Genomic DNA, 22,880 nt, shown 5'->3' with positions numbered 1-22,880 from the left:
CATCTGGTTCGATACTGGGCCGCGCCTCTCACAGCCCCAGACGGTCCCGAAGCGCGTCGACCAGTCCCCGTTCCTCGTCCTGTGCCTCCGCCGGGTCGGGGACGACTCTGTCGGCGACGAGGATGACCACCCGGTCGTCGTCGCCGTTCTCGACCGAGATGAGACCGTCACGCTTCAGCGCCGCCAGCGCGTCCTCGATCTCGTCGATGTCGGCGTCGACGGCGGCGCGCACCTCGAAGACAGTCATTCCATCGCCCGCACGATCGACGAGTGCGTCGAGCACCGCCACTTCGACGTCGCGTCGGTCTCGGAACTCGCGCCGCGCTCTCATAGAATGTTCTTGACTCCCATCGGGTATACGCTTACCGCCGCCCGGTGCGGGAAGGCCGGCGAGCAGCGGCGGCCACGCCGAGACCGGCCGCGTCTGCCGTCCGTCTGACGCAGGAGGTACACTTTTGACGCTGAATGCCGGAACAGCGGGTAATGGGACTCAAGTGCCGTCTTCTCGGGCACGCCTACGGGGACTCCGAGGTCGAGCGAAGCCGAGAGGAACAGGGGGACGAGGTCGTCGTCACCATCCGCGAGATGCAGGTGTGTGAGCGGTGTGGCGCCGAACAGGTCGTCAGTCAGAACAAGGAGGTGACGGCGATCCGCTCACCCGCGGAGGTCGGCCTCGATGGACCCTCGGCGACCGACGAGGGCGATCCGTCGACGGTCGGCGGCGCGCAGGCGTCCCCATCGCAGACGGAGGCGACAGATGGCCCGACGGCGACGCCCGCCGAACCCGGCCCACAGGGCGAGGAGAGCGGCGGCCAGACTGACGAGGACGCTCCCGCGGGGGCATCCGCTCCGGCAGGGGCGGGCCCCGATTCGGCGGACGTCGGCCCCGCTTCGGAGACTGCCGGCGCCCCCCAAGCGACGGCGGGTGGCGACGCCACCGGCGGCGAGCACGACGACGGTAGGGATCCCGGTGCGCAGGGTGGGAGTTCGGGAGACGACCCCGCTGGGGCGTCGGCCGAGCCGATCGAAGAGGCCGAATCAGACGGCTGGGAGACCGGTAGCGACGACTGGGACGACGTCGATGCCGACCCCGATGCCGACGACGCCGTCATCCTCGACGACGAGGTGACCGAGCGAGACGAGGCCCAATGGCCCGAAGAGACCGACGCGGATCCGACCCAGCACGCCACCGCGGCCGAAGACGACGTGCCGGCGGTCGGCGACCCAACGGCCGAGGACGCCACAACGGCCGACGCCGGGCCGGCGACCGAGGACGACGAAGCGGTGACGAACGACGCCGAGATCATCGACGGCGACGAGGACGACGACGCGCCGCCGGAACGCGGCCACGGCGAGTGGCCCGAGCGGGACGACGCCCCCTCCGCGGACCGGTGGCCCGATCACGACGGCGAGGACGAAGGGTACGACGCGACGGTCGAGGCGAACGAGGACGTCGAACTGAGTGGGAACGGTCTCACTCCGGAGGTGAACGGCCGCGCGGACCTCGACGAGAGCGGCGAGCGCTCGGTTCAGGGCGTCGCCGTCGAGCGAGAGCGTCCGGCCGATGGCCGGTCGGACTCGGATCCGGACGCGTCCGACGAGGGGTTCATTCGCGCGGGAGAGTCGACGACGCTCGAATCCGACGTGCCCGACGACCACATCGAGTTCTACTGTCCGAACTGCGGGCACGCTCGGACCGCGGGCGCGTCCTCGATGCGCGCGGGCGATATCTGCCCCGAGTGCAAACAGGGGTACATCGCCGAACGCGAGCAGTGACGCTCTTATGTGCGAGGCCGATTCCGCTCGGTCGGTGACGAAACAGGTAAACCACCACCTATCGAACCACGGCCCATGAAGGAGTACAAGATGCGTCGCGGGGAAACGCTGGAGGATCGCATCCCGGATATGAAGTCGACGGTCGAGGAGTACTTCGGCCCGATCTCGGGGACGATGGAGTACAAGGGAAGCGACCTCTACGTCGTCGAAGAGCCGCAGAACCCGGTGTTCGAGCGGATCGTCGCCGGAGCCGTGAGCTACAGCGGCAAGAAGGATCGACTCGGCGTCGAGTTCGAGGAGCGCGACCCGACCGAACTCTCGCCCGACGACCTCGAAGCCGCGGGCGACGCGGTCGACGCGAAGAACGACTTCCTCCTCGAGGCGACGGGCCGGGACGCGAAGTCGCGGCGCGACTCGATGAAGCGGGACGTCGAGGACGACGCCCCGGATTACTGATCCGGGGGCGGATCCAACGGCGCTGCGACCGGGGCGTGATTTTAAATCCCAGAAGCGAGTAGTCAATCGTGACAAATGACGATAGAGACGATTCTACTGGCGGTCGGACCGAACGACCGAGATCAGATCGGTCGGTTGACCGAGGAGACGCTAGACGTCGCCGGACCGACGGGCGCGACGGTCGTCGTCGGACACGTGTTCACGCGTGACGAGTACGAAGACGCGCTCGAAAAGCTGGAATTCGATCGCGATACCGGCGAGGTATCGCCCGACGACGTCGCCGGGCGCCACGCGAGCGTCCGTGACATCGTCGATCGACTCGACGAGGCCGACGTGGACTACGAGGTTCGTGGTTCGGTGGGCGACCACGCCGACTCGATCGTGGAACTGGCCGAGGCCGTCGCCGCCGACCGTATCGTCATCGGTGGAGAACGGCGCTCGCCGGCGGGCAAGGCGGTCTTCGGAAGCACCGGTCAGACGGTGATGCTCGATTCACCCTGTCCGGTCACGTTCGTTCGGGCCGGAACCAAGTGAACTCCGGTTGAGGGCGGTCGATCCAAGGCGGTCATCCACGTAGCGATGCTGCGGGTCTGACTGTCTTCGACGCCGAATATCGAGCGTTCGCAGCCGGGATGCACAGCCGCGGGATCGACGCGAACCCGCTGAGTTAAGTGCGGGGATCACCCGTATCGACACAATGGCCTACTACGTGGGCGTCGACCTCGGGGCGACGAACGTCCGTGCGGTCGTCGCCGACGACGGCGGCACGGTCATCGGACGCAGCGACCGCGGAACTCCGCGGGGGCCGACCGGAATCACGGTCACCGAAGCCGTTCTCCGGGTCGCCAGAGAAGCGTGCGCAGAGGGCGGTGTGGACCCCGAACAGGTGAACGCTGCGGGAATCGGCGCGATCGGTCCGCTAGACCTCGCGGAGGGCACGGTCGAGAACCCGGCGAACCTCCCGGACACGATCGACCGCATCCCGCTCACCGGCCCGCTGTCGGTGCTCTTCGACACCGATCAGGTGTACCTCCACAACGATACGAACGCCGGCGTCATCGGCGAGCGGTTCTACTCCGACCGGAACCCCGACGACATGGTCTATCTCACCATCTCCTCGGGCATCGGCGCGGGCGTCTGCGTCGACGGCAACGTCCTCTCGGGGTGGGACGGCAACGCGGGCGAAGTCGGACACATGACCGTCGACCCGCAGGGGATCCTCACCTGCGGCTGCGGACACGACGGCCACTGGGAGGCGTACTGCTCGGGCAACAACATCCCGCGGTACGCGGAGTTCCTCTTTGAGGAAGACGACATCGAGACGGCCCTCCCGATCGACGATCCGGACTTCTCCGCCGTCGACGTCTTCGAACACGACGGGACCGACGAGTTCGCCACGCACGTCGTCGAACAACTCGCCCACTGGAACGCGATGGGCGTCGCGAACATCGTCCACGCCTACGCGCCGCTCATCGTGTACGTCGGCGGCGCGGTCGCGCTCAACAATCCCGATCGGATCCTCGATCCGGTCCGCGAGCGGATGGACGAGATGGTGATGTCGAACGTCCCCGAGATCCAACTGACGACGCTCGGCGACGACGTGGTCGTGAAGGGTGCGCTGGCCAGCGCGATGACCGACGGGACCGGAGACAGAGCGCGGCTCTGATGCGTCGACGCGACGTCCTGCGTGCCGGCGGCGCGCTGTTCGGAGCGGGTGCCGCGCTGTTCGGAACGAGCGCCCTGGTCGAGCGCAGTGGACCGGCGGGAGCGTCGACTGCAGCCGCTCATCCCGGGCCGTACGAGCCGTACGGGTTCATCGACGTCGAGGGCGCGAAGGAGGCGGTCGTCGATCCCGACGGCGAGGTCGCTTACCTCGCGGCCACGACCGGATACGCCGCCGTCGACGTCTCCGTGCCGGACCGGCCCCGACTTCTCGCCGACGTGCGCGAACCGCTCGCGGACCGCGACGGCGGGCCCCTCCGCGGCGTCTTCGACGTGAAGCTCGACGCGACCGATCCGGACACGCTCGTCGTCGTCGGCCCCGCGAACCCGCTTCCCGGCGCGCTCGCGGGCGTCCTCGTCGTCGATGTGAGCGACCCAGAGACCCCCGAGGAACGGGCGTTCCACGAGACGTCCTTTCCGATCCACAACTGCTTCGTCCGCGACGGCGTCGCCTACCTCACCGGCAACGACGGTGGCCGGAACCCGCTCGTCCTCCTCGACGTGGAGACGGGCGAGGAACTCGGCCGCTGGGCGCTCGAAGACGCCGATCCGTCGTGGGGCGAGGTGCCGAGCACGCTGCGGAGCGTTCACGACGTCTTCGTTCGCGACTCGACGGCCTTCGTCGCGATGTGGGACGCCGGCACCTGGCTCCTCGACGTCTCCGAACCCGACGCCCCCGTCGCCGTGGGCAGCGTCGGCGGCGGCGACCCCGAGGCGTTCGCGGCGTTCTCCCGATCGGAGGCCCGCCGGGAGGCGACGCTGCCGCCGGGGAACCACCACTACGTCGCGACCGACGAGTCGGGGACGCTGCTGGGCGTCGGCCGCGAGTCGTGGGGGATCCGAGCGGATGACGGGGATGCGGTGCAGACGGCGGGGGAGAAAGGAGGAGAGACGGGAACGGATGCTGGCGGGACACGGACCCCTACGGCGGCCGACAGCGGGACGACCGCCGCCGGTGGAACCGCCGCGCCCGACGCCTACGACGGCGGCCCCTCGGGCATCGATCTCTGGGACGTCTCCGATCCCGAATCGCCGGAATACCGCGCGACGATCCCGGCACCGCCGTCGCCGGATCCGACCTACGGCGGCGTCTGGACGACCGCACACAACTTCGAGATCGCGGGCGGCGTCCTCTACTCCTCGTGGTACCAGGGCGGCGTCAAGCGCCACGACGTCTCCGACCCCGGCGCGCCCGAGGAGGTCTCGTGGTGGCGGGATCCACTCGCCGCGAAGTTCTGGACCGCGCGGCTGGCGCAGGCCGGCGAGCGGGAGGGGTTCTTCGTCGCGAGCAGTATGGGCGTCGACGACGTCCCGGGTCGGCTGTACACGTTCCCCGATCACGCCGGCGAACAGGCCAGGTCACCAGAAGTGCTGCCGGACCGGGAGCCGACGCCGGTCTCGGGGATCGAGACGGAATCCGGCGACGCCTCACAGGCGACACGGACGGAGACGACCGAGAGGAGGGCGACAGAGACAGAGTCCGCGTCGAGCGACGGCCGCGGAATCAGTGCGCCGGGGTTCGGTGTCGCGGCCGGCGTCGCCGGCCTCGGACTGGCCGCCTGGCGGCTCGTGGGAAAGTCCCAGGAGGAGTGATCGGCGCCCGGGGCGGACAGAGCGGGGTGTTACGCCGGGCAGCGTGGGGACGTAGAGACCCTCCTCGAAGACCGTGATACACTTTTGTCCCCGGGAGAGCCCTGCGAGCACAACCGCAAGGTTCCAAAGCTTCGGGGTCGAATGGGGAGTGATGAGCGAATCCGAGGACTCTCTCCGGCGGCGCGTCGAGACGTGGATGGCCGGGCAGATGCCGATCATCCAGATGCACGGGGGCGAGAGCGTCGTCCGGAAGGCCGACCCCGACACCGGCGAGGTCGTCGTCGAGCTGGGAGGGGCCTGCGCCGGCTGCGGCATCTCGAACATCACGGCCGACAACATCAAGGCGGATCTGATGATGGAGTTCGCGGAAATCGAGGACGTCCGCGTGAAGGTGCCGAGCGCCGGCGACCACGGGAACAGCACCGTCGAGGGCGGCCGCGGCGGCGAGCTCCAGTACGGCACCGAAGACCCCGGTCACTTCTGAAAACGGGGCGGTCACCCGGAAGCTGGACATCGCGGCGTCGACGCTCCGGCAGGGAGCAACGGGCGGCAGCGATCTCCGGAGCCGACGGCGCGCTTTTATTTCGTGGAACCGTTCGATCGGACGTGGTCGACGCCGACACGCCGCGGGAGTTCGCCTTCGAACTCGCACTCTGTGCGCACCTCGAAGAGTCGACCGAGTGGATCGTCGGCCGCCAGCTGGGCGCGGCGGTCGAGCGTTCGGGCCGGCGCATCGCCGACGTCGTCGGCATCGTTCCCGGACCCGACTTCGAGCGGCGCGCGCGGATCACCGATCGAACGATTCCGGTGCGTGCCGTCGAGAGCGCCGTCGGCGTCGGCGAGCGCGTCCCGCGAAACCGCGTCGTCCGCGACTCCGAGGAACTCCACGAGTCCGTCGTCGACGCCGCCGTCGAGGCCGGGTTCTTCGCGACGGAACGGCGCGGGGGACGGGAGTACCTCCGGCAGACGACGCGGTACCCCGAGGGGTGGTTCCGCGGCCTCGTCGGCATCGAGAACAAGCCCGACCTCGGCGAGCCGGGAGCCCTGGGCAGACAGCTCCGAACGGACGTCTCGCTCGGGCTGTTCGAGGAAGTGATCCTGGCGACCGCGAGTCACGTGACGCGCGCGCATCTGAATCGGATCCCCGACGAGGTGGGCGTCTGGCGGTTCGACCTCGAGAACGGAGCGCGCGAGGTGATCCGCGAGGCGATACCGCTGTCGACCGGCGGTCCGGGCGTCGAACTGGTCGCCGAGCGCCCGCTTCGGACCGAGGTCGCGCTCGTCGACAGCGACGCGAAAGAGCGGGCTCGGACGCGGGTCGCCGAGCGGGCCTACGGCAAGGGCTGGCGGACGTACGACCTCCCGGCGTGTGCGCACGCGGCGGCGACTCCCGACGGGCGGCCCTACTGCGCCCAGTTCGACCGCGTCGTCGATCCCGGGCGGACCTGCGGAGCGGGGTGTCGCGCTCACGACCCCGGAGCGAGGCCCGACGTCGACGGCGACGAACTCCGGGACGAGCGGACGCCCTGGCGACGGGACCCGGCAGGCGTCGTGCGACGGCAGTCGGGGCTCGACCGGTTCAGGTAGCTATTTCGAATTCGAGTAAGTCCGTTCCAGAATACTGAAAACCGGCCCGGGTTTATACCGTCTCTCCGGTCGATCGTCCAGATGTGAGGTGACCGACGATGGCAACATCCACGCAGGCCAAACTGGCAAATCCGGTGGAGTTCGACCTACGGGGCACCCTCGCGGGTTACTGGGTCGCCGTGCTCCGAGTCGTGACGGGCTACTGGTTCCTCCACGCGGGGATCACCAAGTTCGCCTTCGTCGCGGGCGAACCGTTCAGCGCGCAGGGGTACCTCGTCAACGTGGGCGCGGCCAGCCCCATCCAGGGCTTCCTCGTCTGGGCGGGCCAGACGCCGTGGATGGTGGAGTTCGCGAACTTCATGGTCCCGGTGGGCGAGACGCTCATCGGCCTCGGACTCGTCGCCGGCGCGCTCGTCCGGCTGGCGAGCTTCTTCGGGGCCGTCCTGATGACGTTCTTCTACCTCGGGAACGCTAGCTGGGCGCACGGCCTGGTCAACGGCGACCTGATGGGCCTGATGCTGTTCGTCACGCTCGGCGTCCTCGGCGCGGGCCGCGTGCTCGGCCTGGACGCGATCATCGAGCAGACCGAACTCGGGAAGAAGCGCATCGCGAAGTACCTCCTCGGGTAGCAGTGCCCGCGGCGAGGGCAGCCACCACCGACGCCTTTTCGGTTTCGCGACGACCGCTACAGTACCGGCGTTGACTCCGTCGATCACAACTCGTAGACCTCGCCGTCGACGGCCAGCGGTTCCTCGAAGGCCTCCTCGGCGGGGTAAAAGTGCGCCGTGTGGACGACGCGCGTCGCCGTCGCCGAGAGATCGGCCGCGAGGTCGAGCGCGCCCTCTCTGGTCATGTGCTTCTGACCGAACGTCCGCGGGACGCCGTCATCGTCGAAGTGTTTCCCGCCGCGCGGGTGATGTTCGCTCAGCGACGCCGGAACGATCCCGTCTGCGAGGAGCAGATCCGGGTCGTCGAGGACGTCCCGCGATTCCTCGGGGACGCCGTAGCTCGTATCGCCCGACAGCGACAGCTTCGCTCCCGTTTCGGGATCCTCGATCGCCAGCCCGTAACAGAGCAGCGGCGGGTGGTCGACGGGGACGAGCGTCACCTCCAGCCCGCAGACCTCGAACGGTTCGAAGGGAGAGCAAGCGTGGACGCTCACGCGGTCCAGGTAATCGTACTTCCGCGAGACGGTCTCGGCGACGCTCTCGTCGGTCAGCGGGTCGGTCTCGTCGGCGGCGTACACCGGGAGGTCGTCGAAGAGGCGGTAGGCGTTCCCGAGGCCGTCGAGGTGATCGAAGTGGATGTGCGTGACGATACCGGCGTCCGGAAGCGGGACCGCCTGCGTCAGGAACTGGTGCCGGAAGTCCGGGCTGAAGTCGACGAGCAGCGACTCGCCGGTGCGCTCGTTCTCGACGTGGACCGAAAAGCGGGTGCGTTCGACGCCGCGACGGCGCGCTTCGGCGCACGTCTCGCAGTCGCAATCCACGGTCGGCGTCCCGGTCGTATCGCCCGTGCCGAGGAGCGTGACCCGCATCGTAGAGGAGTGAGGGCGGACGACTCATAAGCGTGGCCGAAACGATCGGCGGCGACAGAATCCGTACCGTCCAGCGGAGTGGCGAGGACGGCGTCGTTTTGTCCCGTCGGGCTGTTTCCCAACCGATTCAGTGGTCGTGGGAGTGGTCGTGCGAGTTCCCGTCTCCGCCGTCGCCCGCGACCAACTGCTCGCCGTCGGACATCATATCCATATTCTTCAGGTTGTCCCGCTCCTCGAAGTCCTCGACGGCGTCGACGATGTCGTCCTGTGTGAGCGTCATCCGTTCTTCGGTGAGCGCCTCCAGGACGGCCTCGCGGAACACCATCCGGAGGTCCGAGCCGGTGAGTCCCTCGGTCAGTTCGGCGATGGCCTCCGGGTCGAACTCGTCGATGTCCATCCGTCGGGTGATGATGCGGAGGATGTCCGCGCGCATCCCGCTGTCCGGCTTCGGGAAGTTCACGATCTCGTCGAAGCGCCGCCAGGCCGCCGCGTCGAGCTGATCGGGGTGGTTGGTCGCGCCGATGAGGATCACCTCGTCGCGGATCAGCGAGATGTCGTCGATGCTCTTCAGGAGCGTGTTGACCGCGCGCTTCAGCGCCGCGTGCTCGTCGGAGCGGCGCGTCTTCGCGACGGAGTCGAACTCGTCGATGAAGAGGATACACGGCGAGAGCCGCTTTGCGACCTCGAAGGTCTTCTCGACGTTCTTCGCGGTCTCGCCGAGGTATTGGCTCGTGATCATCGAGAGCTTCACCTCGACGAAGGGGAGGCCGAGCTCGTGTGCGAGCGCCCGTGAGACGGTCGTCTTCCCCGTCCCCGGCGGGCCGACGAAGAGGATCTTGCCGATCTCGCGCAGGCCAATGTCCGCGAGGTACTCGCGGTGTTCGATCGCCTGCATCAGCTTGTGGATCTCGCCCTCCTGATCGCCGGTGAGCACGAGGTCGTCGAGGGTCATCTCGATCTCCTCGGGCGCGCGGACCTGGACGAGATCCAGCATCTCGGCGTCCTCCTCCTCGTCGAAGTACTCCTCGAGCAGGCTGTCGATCCAGACGCGGTCGGCCTGGATCGGACGGGTCTGCTCGCGCGCCTCGTCGTGGGTCACGTCGACCCCGTCGCGGTCTTCAACGGTGGCCGCGATCGTCGGGTTCGTCTCCAGCCGCTCGCGGTCGGCGCGGTCGAGGTACCACTCGATCGCCATCTCGGGCTGCGTCAGCGAGATGCGTCCCGAGAACTCCTCGCGCTGAGTGAAGAGCAGATCGGAGATGGCGTCCCAGGGGTGCTCGACGCCGGTCGCTTTCCGCGCGACGCTGTCGGTGACGACGAGCGGTCGCTCGATGCCGACGACGTTGGGACCGTCGTCGTCCTCGTCGTCTTCAGACGGCTCCGTCCAGAAGACCCGGCGGTATCGCGGTGGCAGATCGTTCTCGTCGAGGTCACGGTTTTCGCTGTAGAGGTGCGCCGTGAGGAGGAACTCGACGACTTCGAGAGCCCGATTAGTCATCCCAAAGACGTTGCCGACTCATCCGCATAAGCGCGTCGAAACGTCCGTAGCCGCCACTCCCGGCCGAAACATATCCGCCGGACCATCCGGCCACAGAGCGCAGCGGTGTCGATCTCGAGGGAAACAAACGCCTCCTGCGTACAACTCCGTGTGCGGTCTCCCGCGTTCTCCCCCTTTTATGCCGGCGCGGATTCCATGTGCCCCTATGCCAACGCCAGTCATCGCCGCCGCGAACCGCACGCCGTTCGGGAAGGCCGGCGGCGCCTTCGAGGACGTCCGGAGCGAGGACCTCTCGACCGCGCTGATCGACCACATCCTGGCCGAGACCGGACTGGGAAGCGACGCCGTCGACGACCTGATGTGGGGCGTCGCCCAGCAGCGCGGCGAACAGGACAACAACGTCGCCCGCGTGATCGCGCTCCTCTCGGACCTGGGCGAGGGCGTCCCGGCGACGACAATCAACCGCTGGTGCGCCTCGTCGATGCAGGCGGTCATCTCCGCCTCCGATGCGATCGCCGCGGGGAACCGCGAGTGCGTCATCGCCGGCGGCGTCGAGAGTATGAGTCGCGTCCCGATGGACGGCGACTCGTATCAGCACCTCCACCCGGAGCTCTCGGAGCGGTACAACGTCTTCGAACTCCAGATGGGGATGACCGCCGAGAAGGTCGCCGAGGAGTACGGCGTCTCCCGGGAGGCTCAGGACGAGTACGCGCTTCGGTCGCACCAGCGCGCCGCTGAGGCGACCGAGTCGGGGCGCTTCGACGACGAGATCGTCCCGATCGAGGCGGGAGAGGGGACCGTCTCCGAGGACGAGGGGATCCGGCCGGACACGTCGCTGGAAGTACTCTCGGAGCTCTCGCCAGCGTTCACCGGCGACGGGAGCGTCACCGCCGGCAACTCCTCACAGGTGACGGACGGCGCGGCCGCGACGCTCGTCACGTCGCGGGCGTTCGCCGAGGATCACGACCTCGACGTCCTCGCGGAGGTCGGAACCAACGCCGTCGCCGGCGTCGATCCGACGGTGATGGGAATCGGCCCCGTGCCGGCGACGCGGAACCTGCTTTCGCGCGCCGGGACCGACGTCGACGACTACGACCTGGTGGAACTCAACGAGGCGTTCGCCAGCCAGTGCGTCTACGCGCGCCGTGAACTCGGCGTCGATCCCGAGCGGTACAACGTCAACGGCGGCGCGATCGCGATCGGTCATCCGCTGGGCGCCTCGGGTGCGCGTCTCCCGGTGACGCTCATTCACGAAATGGAGAAGCGCGACGTCGAGCGCGGACTCGCGACACTCTGCGTCGGCTTCGGCCAAGGCGCGGCGATCGAGTTCTCGCGGTAGCGGCTACCTGCCCTCGGGGTCGACCTGCCGAATTGCCTCGTGGACGTCTTCGCGGTCGCCGATGATCGTCAGCCGGTCGCCCCGTTCGATGGGGAAGTCCGCGCTCGGGACCCGCGTCTCACCGTCCCGCTGGACGAGCGCGATCAGGCAGTCGCCCGGCAGATCCGGACCGACCTCGCGTATCGGTCGCCCGATCAGGTCCTCGGACGTGACCGCCGCTTCCTGAATTTCGCCGGTGTGGCCGACCTCGTCCATCCAGCCCATCATCGACGGCCGCTCGATGTAGTTGTCCATCGCCTGCGCCGTCGCGACCGTCGCCGAGATGGTCCGCACGCCGAGTTCCTCGAACGCGTCGGCGTTCTCGGGGTTGTTCACCCGCGCGAGGACGGTCTCGGGGTCGAACTTCGAGCTGCTCAGCTGTGAGACGAGCAGGTTCACGTCGTCGTCGCCGGTCGCGCCGACGACGATCCGCGCGTTGGCCGCGCCGGCGGACCGGAGAACCTCCGTGTCGGTTCCGTCGCCTTGGTGAACGGTGAACCCGGCGTTCCGCGCGGTCTCGACGACCGATTCGTCCTGTTCGATTAGCACTACGTTCTCTCCGCGGTCTTCGAGGCGTTCGGCGAGCGTTCGGCCCACCCGTCCGCCTCCGATGATGAGTACGCGCATTGGAATGATATCGAGGTATTCTGCGATCTGTCGGGCGAATCCGCCTTCGAAAACGACAGTGACGAAGATGACGAGAAAGACGGTCCCGACGAGCAGATCCGCCGACGCGGTCCGTCCCGCGTCCCGGAGACCGATGGCGAAGAGCGTCGCGACCGACGCCGGGATGATCCCCCGGGGACCGACCAGACTCATAAACCACTTCTCGCCGGTCGTAAAGCGGCTCCCCGTCGCGGAGGCGAACACCAGGGCCGGTCGGAGGACGAGCGCCACGATGACGGCGACGAGGAGGCCGCGAACGCCGAGGTCCAACAGCACCTCGAACCGGAGAAGCGCCGCGAGCGCGATGAAGACGAACGAGAGGACGACGAGCGTCACGTCGCCTTTGAACGCCGAGATCTCGTCTTCGTAGGGGATGTCGGCGTTCCCGAGGAGGATCCCCGCTGTCGCGACGGCCGCGACGCCCGCTTCCGTGTCGATCGTGTCGGCCGCGCCGTAGGCGACGAGCGCCCCGGCGAGGACGAGCAGTCGGGCGTTTCGAGGCGCGTTCCCCGGCGAGAGGTCGACGTGCCGAAGCGCGTAAATCAACAGTCCGGCGACCAGTCCGCCGACGACGACGCCGACGCCCAGGCGTTCCGCGAACAGCGTCAGAAGCGGCAGCGGATCGTCGATGCCGACGTTGATCGCGTTGAAGATGACGACCGCGGTGATCGCCGCCGTCACGTCGTTGACGATCCCCTCCGTCTCCAGTACGGCCGCCACCCGGTCGCGGGTGGGTACCACGTTGAGGATCGGCGTGACGACCGTCGGTCCCGTCGCCACGAGGAGCGCGCCGACGAGAAACGAGATGTCCCACGGCGCACTGAGCAGGAAATGGACGGCGGCGGCGGTTCCCACGAGCGCGACCGCGGCACCGAGCGTAACGAGTTTCAGCGTCGCTGCCGGGGCCTCACGGAGTTTCTCGATTCGGAGGTGGAACGCGCCCTCGAAGACGATGATCGCCACCGAGAGACCGACGATCGCACCCAGCGCGTTCCCGAAGGAATCGGGGCCGACGACGCCGAGAACTTCCGGACCGAGGAGGACGCCGGCCGCGATGAGAAACACGACACTCGGGACCTGAAACCGGTCTGCGAGGATCTGGGCGATCACGCCGATGGCGATGATCGACGCGACGATCGGAAGCAGGAACGAGCCACCTGCCGCAGCCACTATTCGTCCTCCATACTTCTCTCTCGGGGGTCCGATCCCGTATAAAACCACGTGTCCGACGAAAGACCGGGACGTCGCGGGGCCGCCACCTACTCGTAAATCATCTCGATCCGGTCGGCGTATCGATCCAAGATGTTCCGCCGTTTCTTCTTCATCGTCGGCGTCAGCGTGTCGTCGTCCTCCGAAAACGGCTCCGGAAGGACTCTGAACCGCTTGATCCGCTCGTAGGGCTCGAACCGCTCGTTGATCTCGTCGACCTCTCGCTGGATCCGCCGTCGGACCCGGTCGTCGCGGCTGATCGCCGCCCGGTCGTCGGGGAGGTCGATCCCCTCTCGCAGTGCCCACTCGCGGATGCCCTCGACGTTGGGGACGAAGAGCGCGGAGACGAACTTGCGGCCGTCGCCGACGACGAGACACTGCTCGATCACGGAACTGGCGGCGAAGGCGTCCTCGATCGGCCCGGGCGCGACGTTCTTGCCCGTCGAGAGAACCAGGAGCTGTTTGGCCCGCTCGCGGAACGTGAGGTAGTCGTCGGGGGCGCGCTCGACGACGTCGCCGGTCCGGAACCAGCCGTCGTCGGTGAACGCCGCGGCCGTCTCGTCGGGGCGGTTCCAGTAGCCGGCCGAGACGCTCGGCCCGCGGACGAGCAGTTCGCCGACGTCGGGGGCGTCCGAGCCCACTTCGGAACCACTGTCGCCGTCCGCGACGATCGATCGGTCGAGTCGGATCTCGACGTTCGACAGCGGCGGGCCGATCGTCCCGATCCGCGGTTCCTCCGGCGGGTTGGCCGCGACGACCGGAGACGTCTCCGTGAGGCCGTATCCCTCCAGGATCGGCAGCCCCATCGCGTGATACAGGCGGCACAGCTCCGGCGACAGGCTGCCGCCGCCGCTGATGAGGAACTCGACGCGGCCGCCGAGGGCCTCGCGGACCTGCTCGAACACCAGTCGGTCGGCGATCCGGTGCTTCGCGGACAGTAGGGTACCGGGGTCGTCCGCGGCCTGGTGGGCGCGTCCGACCTCGACCGCCCACTCGAAGATCCGTCGCTTCAGTCCGGATTCGGCCGCCTGCGATCGGATCGCGTCGTAGAGCTTCTCGTAGACCCGCGGGACCGACGTCCCGACCGTCGGCCGGACGGCCCGGAAGTCCTCCCGGAGCGAATCGGGGCTCTCCGCGTAGGCGACGGTCGCGCCCGCGGCGAACATCAGGAAGTGGCCGGCGAGGCGCTCGAAGACGTGCGCCAGCGGGAGGAACGACAGGGTCGTCGCCTCGGGGGAGATCGTTCCTCGGTCTCTGTCCGGACGGGGACCGAACCGCCGGTAACAGCCGTCGACGTTCGAGCGGAAGTTCCGGTGCGTCAGTTCGACGCCCTTCGGACGGCCGGTCGTCCCCGAGGTGTAGATGAGCGAGGCCAGGTCGTCGGGGTCGCGGTCACCCAGCCACGATTCGAAGGCCGCGGGGTCGAACTCCCCGTCGCCGCGGGCGTAGACGTCGCCGAGCGTGTGGACGTCGTCGCGGTCGCGCACCGCACCGGCCATCCCGCTTCCGTCGGGGATCTCGTCGACGACCACGACGAACTCCAGTTCGAGGTCGTCTTCGACAGCGAGCACCTTCGAGAGCAGATCGGCGTTCTCGACGACCACGCCGCTCGCACCGGGATCGGAGAGGAGGTACTCGACCTGCGACGCAGAGGAGGAGGTATAGACGGTGGTGACGACGCCGCCGATCGAGAGCAGCGCGAAGTCGGTCTGGGCCCACTCCATCCGGGTGTCCGAGAGGATACCGACGCGGTCGCCGGGGGCGACGCCGAGGTCGCGGAAGCCCGCCGCCAGTCGTCGGACGATGCCGCGCATCTCGGCGTACGTCAGATCGGCGTATTCGCCGTCGGGCGCGGACGGGACGACGTCGCTGGCGACGAGCGACCGGTCGTAGATCCCGCCTTTGTACCGCTGGGCGACGCTATCGGCGTTTCGCGCCGCGCTCTCGTCGAACATCCGGGGAAGCGTCGTCTCTCCGAGGACGTCGTCGTCGAACCTCGCTTCCGCGTCCCGCCACTCCATAGGTGCATCAGAAGCCGACGTGAATTAAATGTGTAGTAGTTCTGAAATCGCTCGGTTGTTCGCCGTTCAACCGTGACACACGCAGGCGGCGTTTATCCAACAGCCGCCTCGGAACGGTCAGCTATCGTCCACGAGGACCGTCAGATCCCGAACCGCAGCAGCCACAGGGTCGCCATCCCGGCCACGATCGTCGCGAAGACGTCGTCGAGGTACCAGGTGACCCCGGCGGCGACGACGCCCGCGAGGAGTCGCTCGTTGCCGACGACGGCGATCGCGCCCTCGGGAGCGACGAACGCGGGGGCGACGAGCGCGGCGAACACCGCCGGCGGGACGAACCGGAGCGCGTTCGTCGCCCGGTCGGGGACGTCGTCGATCCGGCCGAACAGGTGGATGAACGACGCGCGGATGCCGAAGGTCGCGAGCCCCAGCGCGACGACGACGCTCCACACCGCGAGCGGCCCGTACTCGGTCGGCATCAGTGCGCACCTCCCGCGTCTGCGTCACCGTCCGGCGTCGCGAGCCACTCGTCGGCGAGGACGCCGGCGACGACGCCCGCGAGACCGCCGAGGATGAGTCCCAGATCCAGCGGCACGGCGAACACGTCGCCGGCGACGGCGACGCCCCCGCCGACGAGCGCGGCGACCGCTTTCGGCTTGGAGGTGACCGCGGGTATCAGCAGGCTCAAGAAGACGAGCGGGACGGCGAAGGACAGCCCCCAGGCGTCGGGGACCCGCGCGCCGACGACGATCCCCAGGATCGTACAGCACTGCCAGACGATCCACAGCGACCCGCCGGCCGCGAGGTAGTACCGGCGGCGTTCGGTCGCGTCGAGTTCGGCCGTCGCGTCGGTGTACCGTGCGATCGAGAGCGCGTACGCCTGATCGGTGAGGACGTACGCGCAGAGGGACTTCCAGGCGCTGCGGAGCGAGCGGAAGTGCGGCGCGATCGACGCGGAGTACATCAGCATCCGGAGGTTGATCACGACGCCCGTGAGGAGGATCACGAGCAGTTCGGCGTTGCTGCCGAAGAGGTCGATCGCGGCCAGCTGCGACGCGCCCGCGAAGACGACGACCGAGAGCCCGACGGCCTGCAGCGGCGTCAGCCCGGCGTCGACGGCGGCCGCGCCCGCGACGAGGCCGAACGGCGCGACGCCGACGAGCAGCGGCGCGACGTCGCGGACGCCGCGGCGGACCTCCGCAGGGAGACGAGAGCGGAACACGAGAGCGGATTCAGTCCGGGACGAGTAAACCGATACGGTTTGCGGCCGGCCGCTTCGGTCACACCCGCTAGTCGCTGGCTCTCGGCAACTGGACGACGAAGACCGAGCCCGTCGGATCGTTATCTTCGACCCAGACGTCGCCGCCGTACTGAGTGACGAGCGTGTGGACGAGATAGAGTCCGATCCCCGCCCCCGGGCTGTCGAGGCCTTTCTCGCCCTTCCCGAAGATCGTCTCTTTCCGTTCGTCGGGAATCCCGGGACCGTTGTCGGCGATCCGTACGTCGACGTCTTCGTCTCGCGGCTCACAGGAGACTTCGACAACGGGGGTGTCCTTGTCGTTGTGCTGGACGGCGTTGTTCAGGAGGTTCCGGAACACCGACGCGAGCATACTGTTGGCAGTCACCTCGGCTTCGGGAAGCGAGTCACGGACCACAAACTCCGCGTCCGGGAAGGACTCCGCTCGAAGCGAGAGTTCGGTCTCTAGGGCATCGGAGAGTGAAGTGGGCTCTACGGTGAGACCCTCGTTAGCGACGACCGTCTCGGCGTAGTCACGAGCGATTTTCGTTAGTTCGACCACGTGCTCGCCGCTGTTGAGCACTTTTTCGAGATACTCCTGGCCCTCGTCGTCGACGTGTTCTCCGAGCATCTCCGCCCAGCCGAGCAGCACGGACAGATCGTTGCGCATGTCGTGGCGAACGATCCGATTCAGCATTTCGAGTTCTTGCTCCCGGCGCTTTTGCTCCGTGATGTCCGTGGAGATGCCCACGGCTTCAGTCACCCTCCCCTCACTGTCTCGGATGAGCACTTGTCGGGTCAGTACCCATCGTATCGACCCGTCCGGCCGAACGACGCGGCCTTCATACGATTCGTCGCGGAGTTCCTGACCCGAGGCCTCCATATTGGCTCGCACGCGATCGCGGTCGTCGGGATGGATGGTCTCCAGCAGCCTGTCAACGTCATCTCGGACTTCTTCGGGCGGAATCCCCCAGATTCCCTCGAAGCCGTCGCTGACGTAGTCGAACGTTCCGGGTTCGGTGGCCGTCCAGAGCGCGACCCCGTCCAGCTGATCGAATAAGTTCCGAAAATCGCGTCGTTTGCCGAGCGATGCGTTGCTCATATTACTCGTATATTCCCGAATGGAATAAAGCCCGGTCTACAATACTGACTGACGAGAATCGCAGGGAGGCACGTCTCGGGTATTCACTTTGAACAGAGATCTGCGGGCTTTGGCCGCAAAACCGGTACGTACCGCCAGCGAGTCGTGATATGTTCACCCGTCTGTACGTATCCGATCGGCCAACGGCGTGCAGCCGGCCGCGCAATCGGGTGCAAGCGCTACCATAGTGACCAAGAAGGCGCGCAGCGAGGGTTACTCACGGCTCGGGACGCCGTTCGCAATTCCGCGGCAGCAACGCCGCCCCACTACCCCCGTGTCGAGAACGCGGGGTTCCGAAGCCCGCTCGACGCGAATCCGGGTTCAGAGTAGACATCTCACACGGTATCGGTGCGACACGACTAACTACCTCACACAAGAAGACCAGGGTATGTCGAACGACGCGCAGTCACAGGCCGGGACGGCCGAGGGGCAGGGCCCCGTCGAGATCTCTATCGACGTCGCCCGGCAGTTACAGGAGAAGCGCGAGGAGCTCTTTTCGGAGTTCGAGATCCGCGACGAGTTCCCCCCCGCGGTGCGCTCGGAGGCGAAATCGCGGACCGAGGGGATACAGGAGGAGATCGAGGACGAACTCGATCACCGACAGGACCTCCGGGACCTGACGACGTGGACGACCGACCCGATCGACGCCCAGGACTTCGACGACGCCCTGAGCATCCGCGAGAACGAGGAGACGTACACGCTGTGGGTCCACATCGCCGACGTGAGCCACTACGTCCACCCGGACTCGGAGATGTGGGCCGAGGCGGTCGAGCGCGGCAACACGGTCTATCTCCCGGGTTACACGATCCATATGCTCCCGCCGATCCTCGCGGAGACGGTCTGCTCGCTCGTCCCCGAGGAGGACCGCCTGGCGCACACGGTTGAGATGGAGATCAAGAAGGACACGCTGTCGTTCGAGGAGGTCGACATCTACAAGTCCGTCGTCCACTCGAACGAGCGGCTGACCTACACGCAGTGTGAGAACCGCCTCGACGACCCCGACGCGCCGCTGCACGACGAGAACGCGCTCGTCTATGAACTCGCCGATCAGCTCCACGAGCAGCGCAAGGAGGACGGCTCGCTCGTGCTGAACCCGAGTCGGGACCGCGCGCACACGATCATCGAGGAGTGTATGCTGAAGGCCAACAAGGCCGTCACGCACGAACTGATGTGGAACCGCGGCGTCGAGGCGATGTACCGCGTCCACCCGCAGCCGACCCCCGACCAGTGGGACGACGCCCTGCGGGAGATCACCGAACTCGACGGCGTCAACATCTCGGGAGCAAACTGGGAGGACCCGCGGAAGGCCGTCAACGACGCCTTAGAGAACTCGGACAAACGGGCGCTCAACAAGATCCAGCGGGCGGTGTTGAAGGTGATGCCGCGGGCGAAGTACATGAACGACCCCTTCGGCGGGCACTACGCGCTGAACTTCGACATCTACGGGCACTTCACCTCGCCGATTCGACGGCTCTCGGACCTGATCAACCACTGGATCGTCCACGAGAACGACGTCCCCGAGGACCTCGTCGAACTCTGCGACCGCGCCTCGGAGAAACAGAAGGACGGCGAGACGGCCGAACGCCTCTACAAGCAGTTCTTAGAGGAGGTCCACCTCGATCCCCACGCGGTGAACAACCGCGGGATCGTCACTGTCGACGAGGACGGCGACGTGGTCAACGAGAAGGGACTGCCGCCCGAGGAGATCGACCTGCGAGACCGATCGGACAGCTAACCGTTCTCGGCACTCGCTTCCGCGATCGGTCGCTCGCCACCACCGCGAGCGCGGCGAGCGGCCGCGTCACTGCTTGTGCGTGAAGAGGAGGACCTCGTCCTCGTGCGTCGTCACGCAGATGTCGAGCAGCATACTGAGTTCTAGGCTGTTGTACTCGTCCTCGCAGATGACCAGGTCGTCGAACGGGTCACCGCACGCGGGACAGGCGATGCTCACGGTGTTCCGGTACGTCGTCACCCCGCCGGCCGACTCGTGCGGCGTCAGCGACGTGGTGAGTTCGTCGTACTCGCTGTCCTCCATCGTACGCACGAACGAAGCGGTCCGTCATAATTCTACTCCTCGTCGGGACGTCGGCATCGGACGACTGGAGCGAGGTCGCGCCCCAAGGCTCACTCCGCCAGCGGCAGTTCGACGACGAACACCGCACCCGTCGGACTGTCGTCGCTCGCTCCGTTCGGGACGGATGCGTCTTCCCCGTCTTCGACCCAGACGTCGCCGCCGTAGGTGTCGACGAGCGTCTGAACGAGGTAGAGTCCGAGTCCCGTGCCGCCGCTTTGCAGTCCCTTCTCTCCCCTCCCGAAGATCTGCTCCGTTCTGTCGTCCGGAATCCCGGGGCCGTTGTCGGCGACCCGGACCCGAACGACGCCGTCGCCCCCGTCGACCGTCGCCGAGACCCGCACCTCCGGGAGGTCTTTGTCGTTGTGCTGGACGGCGTTCGTCAGGAGATTCCGGAAAACCGAGCCGAGAATCTCGTTGGCGGAGACGGTCACGTCCGGGACCGTCCCGTCGGTGACGACCACGGCGTCGGTCTCCGATCTGAGAGTCTCCAGTTCGCTCTCCAGCGCCGTCCGGAGGCGCATCGGCTTGCGCTCGGTCTCGTCGGTGAGCATCACGTCCGCCATATTCCGTGCCGTCTCGGTGAGTTCGACCGCGTGGGCCGCGCTCTCACTGATCTTTTCGAGATACGCCCGTTCCTCGCTGTCTTCCTCGCCGTCTCGTTGCTCGCAGACCTCCGTGAGCAGATCTGCGTAGGCGGTGACCAACTGGAGGTCGTTCCGAATGTCGTGCCGGAGGACCTGGTTCAGCGTATCGAGGTTGTCACGCTGCTCCCGCAGGCGGGCCTCGTACTCGTTTCTGTCGGTGATGTCGATGTAGACGCCGAACTGCCGCGAGACGTCTCCCTCGGCGTCGATCGGCGCGGATCGAAAGAGGAACTCGCGGACGCCGTCGCGCGCGTCTCGCCGGATCTGCCGGGTGATCTGCTCGCCCGCGGCCGCCTCCCCGTCGATCGCATCGGCCTCGTCGGCCATCCCCGCGTCGTCGGGAACGATGAGATCGTTGATATCCTCGCCGACGACGTCCTCGACAGCGTGACCGAACGTCGTCTCGAACGCCTCGTTGGCGTCGCGCAGGACCGTCGATTCGTCCGTGATCTCGACGTCGACGACCGGTTCCGGAACGCCCTGGAACAGCGCCTCGAACCGATCGCGCTCGCGCTCGAGTTCGCGCTGGCGCGCCATCCGCTCGGCCCGGGACGCGGCGATGGTCTCGCTGAGGTGGTTGAATCCGGTTTCGACCTGTTGCCACTCGTCGGAAGCGACGAGGTCGATGCGCGTCCCGTACCGGCCGTCCTCGAGGTCACGAAACCCCCGTAAGAGACGAGAGAGTTGAGCGATGCTCAGTCGGTAGAGCCGCCAACCGAACACGCCGAGGAGCCCCAGCACCGCCGTGATCGAACCGGCCTGGACGAGCGTCACCGCTCGAATCGTCGACTGCACCGAGTCGGGGCCCTTTTCGACCCTGACCGTCCACCCGAGTTCCGAGACGGACACTTCGCGTGAGAACGCGGGGGAGACGGCCGGTCCAGTCGTGTAAATCGGCGTCCCGTCCGCAGCGTGGAGCGCCAGCCGTTGGTCGTCTTCGAGCGTGCTGGCGAACGTCTCGAAGAACTCGCGCTCGGAGAGGTGAAACGCGGCGTTCATCGTGCCGACGATTCGCCCGTCGCGGTAGAGCGGCGTGCTCACCGTGATGATGTGGTTCCCGGAGTCGGCCTCCACGGGATCGCTGACGTACGTCGTGCCGTTCATCGCTCGCCGGTAGTAGGTCCGGTCGCTGAAATCGGCGCCGACGAGCGCGTCCCGACGCTCCTCGGAGACGTTCGAGACGATGTTCGTCATCGTTCCGTTGGCGGCGATCACGGAAACGCCGGCGAACTCCGAGCGTTCGACGAACGCCGCCAACGCGCGTCGCTGTCTTTGAGTTCCGTGATCGGCGATCTCGGGATTGGCCGAGGCGACGACCACCGTTCGTTTCAGCGAGGAGAGCTGCTTTTCGAGTTCCGACCCGACGTGTTCGGCCGTACGATCGACGCCCGCCTGTTCGTGGTCGTAGAGCGTGTCCTTGTACTCCTGGAACCCGACGAACACCGCCGCCGAGAGGACGATCCCGACGACGAGAATCGAGACGAGGAACGCTCGCTTGATCTGCACTACCTCGTCTCATCGAGGGGAGAAAATTGAATGTACTGATTCGCTAGCTCTCTTCTGAACCCGTCGGGTCACGACCTCGCGGGCCTCGCTCGTCGTGCTCGTCCGGTTTCGACCGCCACGAGTCGCACGTGTCCGGACAGACACGCGAGACCGCGGCGGTCCCGAGACCGACGAGGAGGCCCACCGCGTGGCCGACGTTGATCGTCGCGGGCGACAACAGGACGAGCGCGACGAGCGACTCGGCGGCGACGAGCGCGACGGCACAGAGGCCGAACAGGACGGTCAAGAGTTCGAGATCAGTCACCCGGTCGTGGCGGGGGAAGTGAAGCACGGCGAACCCACCGGCAGCGAAGACGACGCCGCTGATGCCGTAGACGGCGACGTTCGATCCCGATCCGAAAACGACGCCCCAGCCGGCGAGAGCGGCGATCGACCCGGCCGCCGCGACGAACGCCATCGTCCCGAACTGGCGGAACGGGAGGTGCGCCTCCGCGACCCGACCGAACACGAACAACGTGACCACGTTGGGGACGACGTGTGCGAGTCCGCCGTGAAGCAGCGGCGACAGCGGCCACGCGAGCCAGGGCGCACGGAGGTACACGTAGTTGGTCGCCTCGAAGACCGACGGCGCGCCCCAGATCGCGGTCTGAGCGGCCTGCACCGCGTAAATGCCACACACCGCCACCGTGAGCAGGTCGGTGATCGGCGCGGACAGCGCCCGGTGCTGTGCGAAGAGTACTCGCACGCCGTTCTCGAACGGCGTCATCAGGTTCGCCACCGAAACGGGCCGCATTGTACACGTATCCGGTCTGGGTCGATATGAGTGCTTGGGCGGACC

Annotated in this window: 21 protein-coding genes; 10 read left to right on the top strand and 11 right to left on the bottom strand. The window is 67.3% G+C overall.

Going from position 1 to position 22,880, the window contains the following annotated elements; genetic code table 11:
• Positions 1–28: 28 nt before the first annotated feature.
• Positions 29–331: a DUF6432 family protein gene (locus tag NO876_RS01680; protein ID WP_256419935.1), complete on the bottom strand. Its 303-nt coding sequence runs from the start codon at positions 329–331 to the stop codon at positions 29–31.
• A gap of 152 nt (positions 332–483) precedes the next feature.
• On the opposite strand from NO876_RS01680, the gene NO876_RS01675 reads away from it, so the two are divergent.
• The 8 genes from NO876_RS01675 (at position 484) to NO876_RS01640 (ending at position 7,763) form a co-directional block, all read left to right on the top strand.
• Positions 484–1,776: a DUF7093 family protein gene (locus NO876_RS01675; RefSeq protein WP_256419934.1), complete on the top strand. Its 1,293-nt coding sequence runs from the start codon at positions 484–486 to the stop codon at positions 1,774–1,776.
• A gap of 75 nt (positions 1,777–1,851) precedes the next feature.
• Positions 1,852–2,232: a DUF5611 family protein gene (locus tag NO876_RS01670; protein ID WP_256419933.1), complete on the top strand. Its 381-nt coding sequence runs from the start codon at positions 1,852–1,854 to the stop codon at positions 2,230–2,232.
• Positions 2,233–2,307: 75 nt separating this feature from the next.
• Positions 2,308–2,766 (top strand): universal stress protein, encoded by a 459-nt coding sequence (locus NO876_RS01665; protein ID WP_256419932.1) that lies wholly within the window; start codon positions 2,308–2,310, stop codon positions 2,764–2,766.
• A 163-nt stretch (positions 2,767–2,929) separates the two neighbouring features.
• Positions 2,930–3,898, top strand: a complete 969-nt coding sequence (locus NO876_RS01660; protein ID WP_256419931.1) for an ROK family protein — start codon at positions 2,930–2,932, stop codon at positions 3,896–3,898.
• On the top strand, positions 3,898–5,547 hold the full coding sequence (locus NO876_RS01655) for an LVIVD repeat-containing protein (RefSeq protein ID WP_256419930.1): 1,650 nt from the start codon (positions 3,898–3,900) through the stop codon (positions 5,545–5,547). The genes NO876_RS01660 and NO876_RS01655 overlap by 1 nt, the downstream gene beginning before the upstream one ends.
• Before the next feature lie 151 nt (positions 5,548–5,698).
• Positions 5,699–6,031, top strand: a complete 333-nt coding sequence (locus NO876_RS01650) for a NifU family protein (protein ID WP_256419929.1) — start codon at positions 5,699–5,701, stop codon at positions 6,029–6,031.
• A 122-nt stretch (positions 6,032–6,153) separates the two neighbouring features.
• Positions 6,154–7,134, top strand: coding sequence for a DUF5787 family protein (locus NO876_RS01645; RefSeq protein WP_256419928.1), 981 nt, complete (start codon positions 6,154–6,156; stop codon positions 7,132–7,134).
• Positions 7,135–7,232: 98 nt separating this feature from the next.
• The gene (locus NO876_RS01640) at positions 7,233–7,763 is read left to right on the top strand and encodes a DoxX family membrane protein (RefSeq protein WP_256419927.1); all 531 of its coding nucleotides are present in this window, start codon (positions 7,233–7,235) and stop codon (positions 7,761–7,763) included.
• An 83-nt stretch (positions 7,764–7,846) separates the two neighbouring features.
• Here the strand turns inward: NO876_RS01640 and NO876_RS01635 are convergent, their stop codons facing one another.
• A complete protein-coding gene (locus NO876_RS01635; protein ID WP_256419926.1) occupies positions 7,847–8,671 on the bottom strand; it encodes an MBL fold metallo-hydrolase in 825 nt (274 codons plus the stop codon).
• Positions 8,672–8,798: 127 nt separating this feature from the next.
• The gene (locus tag NO876_RS01630) at positions 8,799–10,169 is read right to left on the bottom strand and encodes an ATP-binding protein (protein ID WP_256419925.1); all 1,371 of its coding nucleotides are present in this window, start codon (positions 10,167–10,169) and stop codon (positions 8,799–8,801) included.
• 205 nt (positions 10,170–10,374) lie between these two features.
• On the opposite strand from NO876_RS01630, the gene NO876_RS01625 reads away from it, so the two are divergent.
• Positions 10,375–11,508, top strand: a complete 1,134-nt coding sequence (locus NO876_RS01625; protein ID WP_256419924.1) for a thiolase family protein — start codon at positions 10,375–10,377, stop codon at positions 11,506–11,508.
• A 3-nt stretch (positions 11,509–11,511) separates the two neighbouring features.
• Here NO876_RS01625 and NO876_RS01620 read toward each other — a convergent pair whose 3' ends face one another.
• The 5 genes from NO876_RS01620 to NO876_RS01600 form a co-directional block, all read right to left on the bottom strand.
• Positions 11,512–13,383, bottom strand: coding sequence for a cation:proton antiporter domain-containing protein (locus NO876_RS01620; protein ID WP_256419923.1), 1,872 nt, complete (start codon positions 13,381–13,383; stop codon positions 11,512–11,514).
• Between the two features lie 89 nt (positions 13,384–13,472).
• On the bottom strand, positions 13,473–15,443 hold the full coding sequence (locus tag NO876_RS01615) for an AMP-dependent synthetase/ligase (RefSeq protein ID WP_256419922.1): 1,971 nt from the start codon (positions 15,441–15,443) through the stop codon (positions 13,473–13,475).
• Positions 15,444–15,583: 140 nt separating this feature from the next.
• Positions 15,584–15,919, bottom strand: a complete 336-nt coding sequence (locus NO876_RS01610) for an AzlD domain-containing protein (protein ID WP_256419921.1) — start codon at positions 15,917–15,919, stop codon at positions 15,584–15,586.
• Positions 15,919–16,662 carry an AzlC family ABC transporter permease gene (locus NO876_RS01605; RefSeq protein ID WP_256419920.1) on the bottom strand — a complete coding sequence of 248 codons (744 nt, stop codon included), beginning with the start codon at positions 16,660–16,662 and terminating at the stop codon, positions 15,919–15,921. Before NO876_RS01605 ends, NO876_RS01610 begins: the two co-directional genes overlap by 1 nt.
• A 67-nt stretch (positions 16,663–16,729) precedes the next feature.
• Positions 16,730–17,779: a PAS domain-containing sensor histidine kinase gene (locus tag NO876_RS01600; RefSeq protein ID WP_256419919.1), complete on the bottom strand. Its 1,050-nt coding sequence runs from the start codon at positions 17,777–17,779 to the stop codon at positions 16,730–16,732.
• Between the two features lie 427 nt (positions 17,780–18,206).
• Here NO876_RS01600 and NO876_RS01595 point away from each other — a divergent pair, with 427 nt between their 5' ends.
• On the top strand, positions 18,207–19,553 hold the full coding sequence (locus NO876_RS01595; protein WP_256419918.1) for a ribonuclease catalytic domain-containing protein: 1,347 nt from the start codon (positions 18,207–18,209) through the stop codon (positions 19,551–19,553).
• A 66-nt stretch (positions 19,554–19,619) separates the two neighbouring features.
• On the opposite strand, the gene NO876_RS01590 is transcribed toward NO876_RS01595, so the two are convergent.
• From NO876_RS01590 to NO876_RS01580, 3 genes are all read right to left on the bottom strand, one after another.
• Complete coding sequence (locus NO876_RS01590; RefSeq protein WP_103990870.1) at positions 19,620–19,853, bottom strand: DUF7385 family protein; 234 nt, start codon at positions 19,851–19,853, stop codon at positions 19,620–19,622.
• Between the two features lie 89 nt (positions 19,854–19,942).
• Positions 19,943–22,042, bottom strand: a complete 2,100-nt coding sequence (locus NO876_RS17985) for an ATP-binding protein (protein ID WP_256419917.1) — start codon at positions 22,040–22,042, stop codon at positions 19,943–19,945.
• A gap of 43 nt (positions 22,043–22,085) precedes the next feature.
• On the bottom strand, positions 22,086–22,835 hold the full coding sequence (locus NO876_RS01580) for a rhomboid family intramembrane serine protease (protein WP_256419916.1): 750 nt from the start codon (positions 22,833–22,835) through the stop codon (positions 22,086–22,088).
• Positions 22,836–22,880 lie beyond the last annotated feature (45 nt).

Source organism: Halobellus rarus, from assembly GCF_024494595.1.
Taxonomy (GTDB): domain Archaea; phylum Halobacteriota; class Halobacteria; order Halobacteriales; family Haloferacaceae; genus Haloquadratum; species Haloquadratum rarum.
This window is presented reverse-complemented; position numbering and strand designations above follow the sequence as displayed.

Excerpts from the sequence above, each read along its gene's own strand:
- NO876_RS01680 (WP_256419935.1), bottom strand. The coding sequence starts at position 331 with ATGAGAGCGCGGCGCGAGTTCCGAGACCGACGCGACGTCGAAGTGGCG.
- NO876_RS01675 (WP_256419934.1), top strand. The coding sequence starts at position 484 with ATGGGACTCAAGTGCCGTCTTCTCGGGCACGCCTACGGGGACTCCGAG.
- NO876_RS01670 (WP_256419933.1), top strand. The coding sequence starts at position 1,852 with ATGAAGGAGTACAAGATGCGTCGCGGGGAAACGCTGGAGGATCGCATC.
- NO876_RS01665 (WP_256419932.1), top strand. The coding sequence starts at position 2,308 with ATGACGATAGAGACGATTCTACTGGCGGTCGGACCGAACGACCGAGAT.
- NO876_RS01660 (WP_256419931.1), top strand. The coding sequence starts at position 2,930 with ATGGCCTACTACGTGGGCGTCGACCTCGGGGCGACGAACGTCCGTGCG.
- NO876_RS01655 (WP_256419930.1), top strand. The coding sequence starts at position 3,898 with ATGCGTCGACGCGACGTCCTGCGTGCCGGCGGCGCGCTGTTCGGAGCG.
- NO876_RS01650 (WP_256419929.1), top strand. The coding sequence starts at position 5,699 with ATGAGCGAATCCGAGGACTCTCTCCGGCGGCGCGTCGAGACGTGGATG.
- NO876_RS01640 (WP_256419927.1), top strand. The coding sequence starts at position 7,233 with ATGGCAACATCCACGCAGGCCAAACTGGCAAATCCGGTGGAGTTCGAC.
- NO876_RS01635 (WP_256419926.1), bottom strand. The coding sequence starts at position 8,671 with ATGCGGGTCACGCTCCTCGGCACGGGCGATACGACCGGGACGCCGACC.
- NO876_RS01630 (WP_256419925.1), bottom strand. The coding sequence starts at position 10,169 with ATGACTAATCGGGCTCTCGAAGTCGTCGAGTTCCTCCTCACGGCGCAC.
- NO876_RS01625 (WP_256419924.1), top strand. The coding sequence starts at position 10,375 with ATGCCAACGCCAGTCATCGCCGCCGCGAACCGCACGCCGTTCGGGAAG.
- NO876_RS01615 (WP_256419922.1), bottom strand. The coding sequence starts at position 15,443 with ATGGAGTGGCGGGACGCGGAAGCGAGGTTCGACGACGACGTCCTCGGA.
- NO876_RS01610 (WP_256419921.1), bottom strand. The coding sequence starts at position 15,919 with ATGCCGACCGAGTACGGGCCGCTCGCGGTGTGGAGCGTCGTCGTCGCG.
- NO876_RS01600 (WP_256419919.1), bottom strand. The coding sequence starts at position 17,779 with ATGAGCAACGCATCGCTCGGCAAACGACGCGATTTTCGGAACTTATTC.
- NO876_RS01595 (WP_256419918.1), top strand. The coding sequence starts at position 18,207 with ATGTCGAACGACGCGCAGTCACAGGCCGGGACGGCCGAGGGGCAGGGC.
- NO876_RS01590 (WP_103990870.1), bottom strand. The coding sequence starts at position 19,853 with ATGGAGGACAGCGAGTACGACGAACTCACCACGTCGCTGACGCCGCAC.
- NO876_RS01580 (WP_256419916.1), bottom strand. The coding sequence starts at position 22,835 with ATGCGGCCCGTTTCGGTGGCGAACCTGATGACGCCGTTCGAGAACGGC.